This window comes from Mycobacterium sp. 1245499.0, from assembly GCF_001673615.1.
GTDB lineage: Bacteria > Actinomycetota > Actinomycetes > Mycobacteriales > Mycobacteriaceae > Mycobacterium > Mycobacterium europaeum_A.
In genome coordinates, this window is record NZ_LZMG01000232.1 from 1 (window position 1) to 11874 (window position 11874).

Here is an 11874-nt window from a genome sequence, read left to right on the forward strand (position 1 = left end):
CGACGGCTCGGCGACTGGGTCGTGAGCGCCACCGGCCGGCACGGAGACCGGCTCAGGCGGCTGCTCCGCCGGCACCGCGGTGGGTTCGTGCGGGCCGCCGGATGGCACAGACGCCGGATCGTGCGGACCCCCGGGAGCGGCCGGCGCAGCCGGTGCCGGCGGAGGAGCGGGCTCTGCGGCCGGTTCATGCAGCCCACCAGAACCACCCGGCGGAGGGGCCGCAGCCGGCGCAGGCGCGGGATCATGCAGACCACCCGAGCCACCTGGCGTCGCAGCGGGAACGGGCGCAGGGCCTTGCGGGCCGACGGGACCACCCGCCGGTGCAGAAGGGGTGGGTGACGAATTCGGCTCGTGCGGAACGCCATTGGGACTACTCGAGGGTGGCGGCGAATCACCGGGCGGGCCCGCCTGACCCGGCGAGGTTGCCGCGGGTGTCGACCCCTGGGGTGCGCCGGGGGCGCCCTCGGCCGGGCGAGGTGCCGACTCGACCGGCGGCTCAATCGGCTTGCCGGGTGGCATTGCCACGGGAGTGCCACTTGCCGGAGGCTTGATATCCGGTAAATCCTTGGTTACGCCTCCTAGCTTTTGGGGCAGTTCGGCGCTCGCCTTGGTAATGCTGGTTAGCTCACCGCGGGCACCCACGATGCCGCCAAGCCCTTCGCCCGTTTTCCCGCCGACGCGCCCGGCGGCGCCAGCGGCCTCCGCCTCGCCCTCGGCGCCCCGTGCGGCCGCGCCTGCGCCGTCGGCCGCTGCGCCCGCCTCACCGAGACCGGGTGATATCAGCGTGCCAAGGTCGAACACGACTTCGCCAGCGCCCAATCCGGGCCGATCTCTGGTCCAATCCTCGGCATGCACAAGGCCTTTCAACTCCTGCAGCCTCGCATGCGCGAATTCCTCGGGATGAATGGGAGCGTTGAACAAACTCTCCTTCCACGCATTCTTCACCAGACCGGTCCAAGTGGCGGCTGCGCCTTGGGGGTCGACGGCGATCCAATGCGGGCTCAGGTCGGCAAGGCCTAACCCCATGTTGACCGCACCTTTGAGAACGCCCTCCTGGGCATTTATCCCGAACTCGAATGCGGTCGCCACCGGATTGCCGACGTCTTCCCCTAAGAACTTGACGAGCCCGCGGCGCGCGTACTTCTCACAAGTGACGACCTCGCGATCGGCCGCTTCCATAAGCAGCCTGATCCCCTGCACGCCGGCGCGGGCCTCCTGCCCGAGATGCTGCAGCACGTCGTTGATGTCCTTGGCGATTTTCTTGATCTCGTCCCATGCGTCGCCGTCGATAATGAGCATGATGTCGTGGCCGAGGTCGCCCAGGGACCCGAGCCGGTGCAACAGATCCCGAATCGCATGTTGGGAGCGGCCGACTTTGTCGGCGAACTTGTCGATGGCACTGGCCAGCTTGCCGCATTGCGCGCCGATAGTCGCTGCCGCAGAACCTATTTCGTTGAGAGCGTTATCGATCTTGTCGCCTTCAGGAAGGTGTTGGATATCCAGCAGTGTCTTAGCCGCGTTGAGAGTCGTCTGCAACCCGTTAGCCGCCGCGGCGAAGCTGCGCCAACGAGACGCGACCGCATGCATACCCGGCACGTCGCCGTCGGGCCACAACTCGAGGACGAGCGACTCCACGATCGCCCATAGCGCCGGTGGCGGCTCTCCGGGCCCCATCGTTCCCGGGGCTTTGGGAGCGGCAAGTTCCTCCGGCGGGGGCGGCGCCGCCAAAATGCTGCCACCGCCGCCTAGCGTCGAGGCCGCCTCCGCCTTCGAATAGTTCGACGCGCCTTGCTGGATAAGAGCACCGCATTTCCCGCACGCATTCACGACGGCAGCCACTGCCTTCAGCAGCGACTCGGCGGTGTCCTGATACGCCAGGCCGAACACCTCGCCGGCGCGATCCACCCCGGTGTGGGCCGAAAAACCCGCCGCCAACACCGTCAGGTTCGCCGCCAGACCACCGCCGGCGGCACCCACGGCACTACCCGCGGCGTACATCGCCTCCGGGTCGACAGCCAAGGGAGCCACGAGCGGAATTTTCGCTCAGGTCCGCCCGTCGCCGCTATTCACCCGATGATCGATTCGCCAAGCTAGCGACAATCACCTAGCGCCACAACTCACCGATCAACAGCCGCTGCGGCCGTCAACGTGATGCGGTGTCGCCCGGGTGAGACCGCGACCGTCGCCCCGGCCGGTTCGCCATCGAGTTGCACGTCGACCGCCGCAGGCAAGCCACCGAGCGTGATCGTGGCGGTGACATCGGTGGCCACCGTGATGGTCGACGTCGGCAACGCCGCCAGCCCGGCTCGCGCGACATCGACTCGTAAACCGGCAACTCCGGTGAGGCGCAACGTCAAATACGGCAGCGGGCCGACCGGCCGTCCCACTTGCCAGTCCAGCTCGCTGTACACCCCGGGCGTCGGCTCGAAGTGCGGGATGACGCCGCGATGGTGCCGGATGGTGTGCGTGGGGTCCGGCCGCGCGTACGAGCGCGCGTCGACCTCGGCGACGGCCCCGCGCCGCGCGGTCACCTCGGGATCGGCGGCCAGTTCCGACAACCACCACGCCTGGTGTGGCCCGATGCCCAGGTCGGCGCGCACCAGTTGCGGATACCAGGCGAACGTGATGTGTCCCGGATCCGCTTGGCGCAGAGCGGTTCCCATGTGGGAGATCGGGTCCTCGAACTTGTCCTGGAACACCCAGGCGATGTGATCCTCGAGCGGGAACACGCTGAAGCGGTGCCGGTAACCCAGCCGGTCCAGCTCCAGCACCTGCTCGGCGGCCGAGGCGAACGGCACCAGTTCGTCAAGCAGCCCATGAGCGATGACGTAGGGCAGCCATCGGGCGTTCACCAGCAGCTTCCAGGTGTCACCCTCACGGGCACAGGGCGTATGCGGATCGAGGTCGGCGGGAATGTCGACGTGCGGCAGCAGCCGCACCCCGCACGTCGGCGGGCCGGCCAGCACCACGGCTTGCGAGAACACTTGCGGATAGCTCAGTCCAAGCTTGTATGTCGCATACCCGCCCATCGAATAGCCGGAAATCACAGTGCGATTGGGGTCGGTGCCCAATTGTTCGGCGACTCGCGCCCATACTTCCCAGACGTCGAGTTCGCCGGTGTCGAAGTACCAGGTGGACGGTCCCCGGGCCAGCGGCGTCACCACGACCGAGTCACGGCCCTCGCACACCTGGTGCAGCAGGTGCGGGTCGATCGCGGCGAACTGGCTCTGCCCGAGCGAAAGCGAGTGCAGCAACAGGGTCAACGGCAGCGTCCGACCCGGCGCGTAGCTCGAGGGCAGGCAGATCGAATACGGCTGCACCCGGCCGAGGAAATGCGGCTTGGTGCTCAGGATGTCGTTGGCGGCCCAACCCTGTTCCAGGCCCTGGCCGAGTTCGACCGACGACACATACCACCGGGTGGACGGGCCGGTGATCACCGGCTCGGGAACGGTGTTGCGGGCCGCCAGCTGGGCCCAGGGCACCGTCAGCGCGAACTCGGAGACGTCGCCGTGTGTCAGGGCGGCGGCCTGGGCGGCATCCGACCAGAAGTTCAGGTGCACCGGCTCCTGCTCGTGGGTGCGAAATGCCACGTTGTACACGTTGGGTTGCCCGGGCAGCGCGCCATGCAGGGCGGACACGTCGGCGAAGCCGTCCCCCGCCGCGTTGGCCAGCCCCGCCACCATGCGGACCGTCCAGCTGCCCGTGGGTTCGGCCAGTGACCGCGGGACCTGGGCGACGAACGACCGCGACTGCATGTCGACGCTGTGCTCGACCGGCGTCCTGGCCTGCGTGGTCAGGTCGATCAGCGCGGCGCCGGCGCCCGAGACCAGCAGGGCCATGTCGATGCCCTTCGAACGCACCCCGGCTGCGGCGGGCCAGTGTTCGTCCGCCGTTCGGGCGGGGTCAGTGTCGAAGGTGAACAGCGCGATGGGCACCGACGCGTCCAGCACGGTGTTCCAGTCGATCCGCCACCAGGTGTGGGTCTCGGTGAGCCCGATGGCGACGCGGAAGATGTCGGCGCCGTTGCCGGCCGCGGGGCCGTCGGGATAGATGTAGGTTCCGCGCGGCGGCGCCTGGATCTTCACGTCGCCGATCGGGACACCCGTCGCGCCGTGGTCGTCGTAGAGGAAGTCGGTCCAGAACAGGGCGCCGCCGGCTAGCCGCCCGGCGCCGCACGTGCGCGGGAACTCCTCGCCGAACGGCCAACCCGCGGGCGACGGAAGTGCGGGCTCGGGGCGCCGCGCCGCCGGCGGCACGCCCTCGGGCATCCCGTCGACCACGACCAGCTCGGCCGGCGGCGCGGGAGCCGGCGCGGGTGCGGGTGCCTTGGGGTGCAAGACCGCGTCGGCGACGTGGCGTGCGATGCGAATCGGAAGCAGCGGAAGATCCAGAATTGACATCACGCCCCAACCTACGCGGACCCGGTGACGCGTCGGTCAGGCCACCGGAACCACGATCAGTTCGTGCGGCCGGTTGTTGACGGCCAGAGCTCCCTCGGGGGTGACGACGACGATGTCCTCGATCCGAGCGCCCCAACGGCCCGGAAAATAGATGCCCGGCTCGATCGAGAAGGCCATGCCCTCGGCCAGGGGCAGATCGTTTCCGGCGACGATGTAGGGCTCTTCGTGCACCGACAGCCCGATGCCGTGCCCGGTGCGGTGCACGAAGTACTCGGCCAGCCCTTCGGCGGCCAGCACGTCACGGGCGGCGGCGTCGACCTGCTCGGCCGTCACCCCCGGACGCACCGCGTCATACGCGGCGCGCTGGGCGCGTTGCAGCACCGAATACTGTTGCGCGACTTCGGGATCGGGCTCACCGATGCTGTAGGTGCGGGTGGAATCGGAGTTGTAACCGGGCTCGTAAGCACCGCCGATGTCGACGACGACGATGTCACCGACCTGCAGTTCGCGATCCGAATACCCGTGGTGCGGGTCGGCGCCGTGCGGCCCGGATCCGACGATGATGAATGCCACCTCCGAATGCCCTTCGGCCACAATGGCTTCCGCGATGTCGGCGGCCACGTCGGCTTCGGTGCGACCAGGGACCAGGAACTCCGGCACCCGGGCGTGCACCCGATCGATGGCCGCGCCGGCCTTGCGCAGCGCGTCGACCTCGCATTCCTCCTTGACCATCCGCAGCGTGCGCAACACGTCGGTGGCCAACACCGGCAGCACCCCGAGCGCTTCGGCCAGCGGCAGCAGGTGCAACGCCGGCATGGCATCGGTGACGGCGGTCGCGGCGGGGACACCGCCCAACGCGGAGCCCACCAAATCGTAGGGATTGTCGCCGTCGACCCAATCCCGCACCGCCAGGCCGAGTTCGGCGATGGCCGATTCCTTCAGCGAGGCCAGCTCGAGACGCGGCACCACCACCGTCGGCTCGCCCGAGGCGGGCAACACCAGCGCGGTGAACCGCTCCAGGGTCTGTGCGCGCGACCCGACGAGGTAGCGCAGGTCATAGCCCGGTGTGATCACCAGCCCGGCCAGGCCCGCATTGGCGGCCGCCACCGCGGCGGCCGCCAGCCGGCGTTCATACACTGCTGCGTCGAAGCGGTGAGACTCCATGGCAGTCAGGCTAACCCCCGCCTGCCGACCGTCGACTCGGTGCGCGGATTGGCGTGAGACGATAACCCGCATGCGACCACTCGTGCTGCTCGACGGCGCCAGCATGTGGTTCCGCTCGTACTTCGGGGTGCCGTCCTCGATCACCGCGCCCGACGGCCGGCCCGTCAACGCCGTTCGGGGGTTCATCGACTCCATGGCCGTAGTGATCACCCAGCAGCGGCCCAGCCGGCTGGCCGTCTGCCTCGACCTCGATTGGCGTCCCCAGTTCCGGGTGGACCTCGTCCCGTCCTACAAGGCCCACCGCGTGGCCGTGGAGGATCCGCAGGACGAGCCGGACGTCGAGGAGGTCCCCGACGACCTGACGCCCCAGATCGACATGATCGCCGAACTCCTTGACGCATACGGGATTCCGACGGCCGGCGCCGAGGGCTACGAGGCCGACGACGTGCTGGGCACTCTGGCGGCCCGGGAACGTAAGGACCCGGTGGTGGTGGTCAGCGGCGACCGCGACCTGCTGCAGGTGGTGTCGGACGATCCCGTCCCGGTCCGGGTGCTCTACCTCGGCCGCGGGCTGAGCAAGGCCACGTTGTTCGGGCCCGCCGAGGTGGCCGAACACTACGGCGTCCCGGTGGATCGCGCCGGCCCCGCCTATGCCGAACTCGCGTTGCTGCGCGGCGATCCGTCCGACGGCCTGCCCGGGGTGCCGGGCGTCGGCGAGAAGACCGCGGCGACGCTGCTGGCCCAGCACGGCTCGCTGCAGCGGATTCTGGCCGCCGCCCAGGACCCGAAGTCCAAGATGGCCAAGGGCATCCGCACCAAATTGCTCGGGGCGCTGGATTACATCGAGGCGGCCGGCAAGGTGGTGCGGGTGGCGACCGACGCGCCCGTCACCTTCTCGACGTCCACCGACGAAATACCGTTGGTCGCCGCCCATCCGCGACGCACCGCCGAACTGGCGACCGAGCTGGGCGTCGGCTCGTCGGTCGCCCGCCTGCAGAAGGCGCTGGACGGGCTGCCGAACTGATCGGCCCGGCGGCTACTGCGGCCGGCCGACCTCGTAGGTGCCCTTGTTGTCCTGGAAGGTCACCGTGACGTGCTTGGGCGCGCCGTCGATGCTGACGTCGCAGTCGAACGTGGCGCCCTTCTTGACGGTGGGGTTCTGGCCGTGGTTGCACTTGACGTTCTGGACGTTCTTCGCGCCGTAGCCGTTGGTTTCGTCGCTGAGCACCTGCTGGACCCCGGCCTGCGCCTTGTTGACGTCCAGCTTGGTGGTGACGAAGAACCCGGGCTGCCAGAAACCGAGCACCAGCACCACCGCGATGAGCAGAAACGCGATCGCGCCGCCGACACCGGCGATGAGGCCGACGGGCCGCTTCTTGCCGGGCTGCTCATATCCGGGGTACTGCTGCGGGTACTGGCCCGGCTGGCCGTACTGGCCGGGTTGGGGATACTGACCCGGCTGGCCATACTGCCCCGGCTGCGGATACTGGCCGGGTTGGCCGTACTGGCCCGGCTGGGCGTACTGGCCGGGCTGGGCGTATTGGCCGGGCTGACCGTACTGCCCCGGTTGCGCATAGCCCGGCTGCTGCTGGGGATACTGCTGCGGATAGGCCTGTTCCGCCGGCTGCTGGTACTGCGGGTAGTCGGCGGGCGGGGTGTAGGCCGGGGCCTGCCACGACGTCTCCTGGTTCGACTGCTCCTGCCAGGTGGGTGCCACCTGAGTCGGCTCTGACGAGTGATCGCTACCTTGACCTTGACCGGGCGGCTGCCACTGCTGGTCCGATCCCTGCGGTCCGCTCATCTTTCTCCCTCAGCCCTTGTGTCTTGGCATGCACTATCGCCGCTTAACGGTAGCTCCGGCCTAGCCTACCCGGCGTCAACTGCGACGACGCCGCGCCGAATGTCGTTGATAGCCCGCTTGGCGGTGGCCCGTAGCTCGGGGTCCGGGGCGGCGTTGCGGACCTGGTCCAGCAGGTCGAGCGCCTGGCGGCACCAGCGCACGAAATCCCCCGCCAGCAGCGGCGAGCCCGTGCCGGCCGGATCGGCGGCCGCCAGCGCCGCCGCCAGGTCGCCGGTGCGGGCCCAGCGGTAGATGACGTTGACGAAGCCGTCGTCGGGCTCGCGACTCGGGGCGATCCGGTGCGTTTGCTCATCGGCGCGCAGCGCCATCGACAGCCTCGAGGTCTGCTGCAGCGCTTGGCGCACTTGCTGGGTGGGCGCGTCGGCCGCAAAACCCGCCCCCGGCCCCTCGCCGCCCCGGGTTTCGTACAGGACTGACGAGACCACCGCCGCGAGTTCGGCGGGCTTGAGCCCCGACCACGCGCCGGTGCGCAGGCATTCGGCCACCAGCAGGTCGCTTTCGCTGTAGATGCGCGCCAGCAGCCGGCCGTCGTCGGTGACGCGCGGATCGCCGTCGCGCCTCTCGATGAAGCCGCGCTCGGTGAGCAACCCGACGATCCGGTCGAAGGTCCGGGCCAGCGAATTGGTGGCCGCCGCAACCTTTTTCTCCAACTGCGCGTTGTCGCGCTCGATCCGCAGATAGCGCTCGGCCTGCCTGACCTGTTCCTCCACACCGGCCGTGTTGTGCGACGGGTGCCGGCGCAGCGCGTCGCGCAGCGACGCCAACTCGGGATCATGAAACTCACCATCGGAATCCCCCCGGCCGCCGCGGCGCCGGGCCGGGATGGTCAGCCCGGCGGCGGCCGATCGCAGCGCCGACGCCAGGTCACGCCGGACCCGGGGCTGCCGGTGTTCGACCCGCTTGGGCAGCGACATCGAACCGACCGGCGCCGACACACCCGAATAGTCGGCCGAGGAAATCCTTCCGGCCCAACGGTTTTCGGTGAGCACCAGCGGTCGCGGGTCGGTGCTGTCGCGGGCCGATTCCAGCACCACGGCCAGGCCGCCGCGCCGGCCATGGGTGATGTTGATGATGTCGCCGCGGCGCAGCGCGGCCAATGCATCGCTGGCGGCCTGCCGCCGTTGCAGCCGGGACGCCCGGGACTGCGCGCGCTCCATCTCGCCGATGCGGGCACGCATCCGGGCGTATTCGAGGATCGGCGCCTTGGGTCCGCCGATCTGGGCGGCGATCTCGTCGAGCATCGCGGTGCCGCGCTCGATGCCGCGGACCAGCCCGACGACCGAGCGGTCGGCCTGATACTGCGCAAACGACTGCTCCAGCAACCGGTGTGCCTGCTCGGGGCCCATCTGTTGGACGAGGTTGATGGTCATGTTGTACGACGGAGCGAACGAGCTGCGCAGCGGGAAGGTGCGGGTGGAGGCCAGCCCGGCCACCGCGGAGGGCTCGGTGGTCTCCTCGGTGGGATTCCACAGCACCACCGCGTGGCCCTCGACGTCGATGCCGCGCCGCCCAGCGCGGCCGGTGAGCTGGGTGTACTCCCCCGGCGTCAGCGCCACGTGCTGCTCGCCGTTGAACTTCACCAGCCGTTCGAGTACCACCGTGCGGGCGGGCATGTTGATCCCGAGCGCCAGGGTCTCGGTGGCGAACACCGCCCTGACCAGTCCGGCGGTGAACAGTTCTTCGACCGTGTGGCGGAAGACCGGCAGCATGCCGGCGTGGTGTGCCGCCAGGCCGCGCAGCAGCCCCTCGCGCCACTCGTAGTAGCCGAGCACGCCCAGATCGGCGTCGGCGAGGTCGCCGCAGCGGTGCTCGATCACCTCGGCGATCTGCGCGCGTTCCTCCTGGGTGGTCAGCTGCAGGGGCGAGCGCAGGCACTGCTGGACGGCGGCGTCACAGCCGGCCCGGGATAACACGAACGTGATCGCCGGCAGCAGCCCCTCGGAGTCCAGGGTGGCGATCACGTCCGGCCGTGTCGGCGTCCGGTAGAAGCGCGGCCGCGACGGCCGGCCCGAGCCCCGGCGACGCGGCTGCCAGTCGGTCATGCGGTCCGCCTCGCGGCGGTGCGAGATGTGGCGCAGCAGTTCGGGATTGACGCGAGGTTGACGGTCCGCGGCCGGTTTCTCGTTGTCGTAGTCGAACAGGTCCAGCAGGCGCTTGCCCACCAACACGTGCTGCCACAGCGGCACCGGCCGATGCTCGTCGACCACGACCGTCGTATCGCCGCGCACGGTCTGGATCCAGCCGCCGAATTCCTCGGCGTTGCTCACCGTCGCCGAGAGGCTGACCACCCGCACCTCGTCGGGCAGGTGCAGGATCACCTCCTCCCACACCGGGCCCCGCATCCGGTCGGCCAGGAAGTGCACCTCGTCCATCACCACATACGAAAGCCCATGCAGCGCAGGCGAATCGGCGTAGAGCATGTTGCGCAGCACTTCGGTGGTCATGACGACCACGGGCGCGTCGGCGTTCACCGACATGTCCCCGGTGAGCAGGCCGATGCGGTCGCGGCCGTAGCGGGCCGTGAGGTCGGTGTGCTTCTGGTTGCTCAGCGCTTTCAGCGGCGTGGTGTAGAAGCACTTACCGCCGGATGCCAGCGCCAGGTGCACGGCGAATTCGCCGACCACCGTCTTGCCGGCGCCGGTCGGCGCGCAGACCAGCACGCCGTGGCCTCGTTCGAGCGCCGCGCACGCCCGATGCTGAAAGCCATCCAGCGCGAAGGGCAGATCGGCGGTGAACCGGGTGAGCTCCACCAGCTCCGCAAGGCCGGAGGGCGGCGACGGATCAGGTGACATCGTCGTGTTGCCCGGCGGACAGCGAGGGCTCGGGTATCGCGCTGGGCGGTTCGATCACCGATGCTTCGTCGTCGGGAATCACGGCCTGCGCTTCACGCTTGGCCTTGCGCCTGTCGTGCAGCCGAGCGATCTGAATGGCGAACTCCAGGAGGACCGAGAGCGCCAACCCGAGGGCGGTCATCGAGAACGGGTCGGATCCGGGCGTGAAGACCGCGGCGAACGCGAACATCGCGAAGATCAGGCCGCGCCGCCACGCCTTGAGCCGCTCATAGGTCAGCATCCCGATGGTGTTGAGCATGACGATGAGCAGCGGGAATTCGAAGCTGACGCCGAAGACCACCAGCAGGTTGATCAGGAAGCCGAAATATCTGTCGCCGGACAGCGCGGTCACCTGGACGTCGCTGCCGACGGTCAGCAGGAAGCCCAGCGCCTTGGCCAGTACGAAGTAGGCCAGCACCGCGCCGACGACGAACAGCACCACGGCGGGGATCACGAACGCGATCGCGAAGCGGCGCTCCTTCTGATAGAGCCCGGGCGTGATGAACGCCCAGAGCTGGTAGAACCACACCGGGCAGGCCAGCACCACTCCCGCCGTCAGGCCGACCTTGAGCCGCAGCATGAACTGGTCGAACGGCGCGGTCGCCAGCAGCCGGCACTGCCCGCCTGCGCTGATCTCGGCGCGCGCCGATTGCGGCAGCGAACAGTAGGGATGGCGCAGCCACTCGCCGAGGCTTTCCAGGCCGAAGATCGAATGCGAGTACCAGACGAAGCCGAAAATCGTGGTCAGCAGGATCGCGGCCAGGGAGATCAGCAGCCGGGTGCGCAGCTCGGTCAGGTGATCGACCAGCGACATGGTCGCATCCGGGTTGGTTCGGCTGCGACGGTTACGAGGGTTGAGGCGCCTCAGCAGGCCGGTAGTGCGCGCTGAAACCTTGAAGACTTTCACGATGCTCGGTCAGTGGCGCTCGGGCAGCGCGCGACGATGGTGACGGCTAGGCCGGACGTGCTTCGCTGTGCCCCTGCTCGCTGGGCGCCGGCGCGTCGACCCGCTGCGACTGCACCGGCTGGGGGGCGGCCGGCGGGGTCGACGGGGTTTCCAGGGACGGCGCTTCCGCCTTGTTCTCGGTCTGCATCTCGCGCAGTTCGGACTTGAAGATCCGCATCGACTTACCCAACGAACGCGCAGCGTCGGGGAGCTTCTTGGCACCGAACAGCAAGATCACCACGACCGCGAGGATCGCCCAGTGCCACGGACTAAGACTGCCCACTTTGATTACCTCCAGACGTTCACCCGATGCTACCGCAGCGGGGCCGGGTGGCGGCGGGCCCGCGCCGCGCCGCGGTGGACCATCTCGCCTGGACTTTTGTCAGTTCATGGCGTCGTAGGCGGTCAGGGCGGCCGCCGCCGTATCGCGCACCCGCCGCGCCAGCGACGCGGGTGCCAGCACCTGGACGTCGGGGCCGAAGCCCAGCACCAGCCGCGTCATCCAATCCTCGGAGGCATAGGTCATCACCGCCTCGCAGGATCCGTCCGGCAGCTCGCGCACGTCGCGCATCGGGTAGTACTCGAACATCCAGGACGCCGCCGGGGCCCGGGCGCAGGACGCTTCGGCCGCGGCAACGGCCGTCGACGAGCCCGCGCCGGTGGAGAACCGGG

8 protein-coding genes and 1 pseudogene are annotated in these 11874 nt (G+C 69.2%); 1 reads left to right on the plus strand and 8 read right to left on the minus strand.

The features are described from left to right. The 3 genes and pseudogenes from A5646_RS13130 to A5646_RS13140 form a co-directional block, all read right to left on the minus strand. Positions 1-2028 (minus strand): annotated as a pseudogene (locus A5646_RS13130) (hypothetical protein); the annotation flags it as partial. Between the two features lie 89 nt (positions 2029-2117). Further along, positions 2118-4400 carry an alpha/beta hydrolase-fold protein gene (locus tag A5646_RS13135; protein WP_067022041.1) on the minus strand — a complete coding sequence of 761 codons (2283 nt, stop codon included), beginning with the start codon at positions 4398-4400 and terminating at the stop codon, positions 2118-2120. A 36-nt stretch (positions 4401-4436) separates the two neighbouring features. Next, entirely contained in the window at positions 4437-5564 is a 1128-nt protein-coding gene (locus A5646_RS13140; RefSeq protein ID WP_067022043.1) for a Xaa-Pro peptidase family protein, read from the minus strand. Between the two features lie 70 nt (positions 5565-5634). Here A5646_RS13140 and A5646_RS13145 point away from each other — a divergent pair, with 70 nt between their 5' ends. Further along, complete coding sequence (locus A5646_RS13145; RefSeq protein WP_066864660.1) at positions 5635-6588, plus strand: 5'-3' exonuclease; 954 nt, start codon at positions 5635-5637, stop codon at positions 6586-6588. A 12-nt stretch (positions 6589-6600) separates the two neighbouring features. Here A5646_RS13145 and A5646_RS13150 read toward each other — a convergent pair whose 3' ends face one another. From A5646_RS13150 to A5646_RS13170, 5 genes are all read right to left on the minus strand, one after another. Continuing rightward, positions 6601-7365, minus strand: a complete 765-nt coding sequence (locus A5646_RS13150; RefSeq protein ID WP_066864663.1) for a DUF4333 domain-containing protein — start codon at positions 7363-7365, stop codon at positions 6601-6603. Positions 7366-7430: 65 nt separating this feature from the next. Further along, positions 7431-10217 carry an RNA helicase gene (locus tag A5646_RS13155; protein ID WP_067022044.1) on the minus strand — a complete coding sequence of 929 codons (2787 nt, stop codon included), beginning with the start codon at positions 10215-10217 and terminating at the stop codon, positions 7431-7433. Beyond that, complete coding sequence (tatC, locus tag A5646_RS13160) at positions 10207-11163, minus strand: twin-arginine translocase subunit TatC (protein WP_156748947.1); 957 nt, start codon at positions 11161-11163, stop codon at positions 10207-10209. Before tatC ends, A5646_RS13155 begins: the two co-directional genes overlap by 11 nt. 46 nt (positions 11164-11209) lie before the next feature. Continuing rightward, positions 11210-11485, minus strand: coding sequence for a Sec-independent protein translocase subunit TatA (gene tatA, locus A5646_RS13165; RefSeq protein WP_066880597.1), 276 nt, complete (start codon positions 11483-11485; stop codon positions 11210-11212). Between the two features lie 99 nt (positions 11486-11584). Further along, the coding region (locus tag A5646_RS13170; protein ID WP_231998315.1) for a YafY family protein at positions 11585-11874 on the minus strand (290 nt) is incomplete at its 5' end.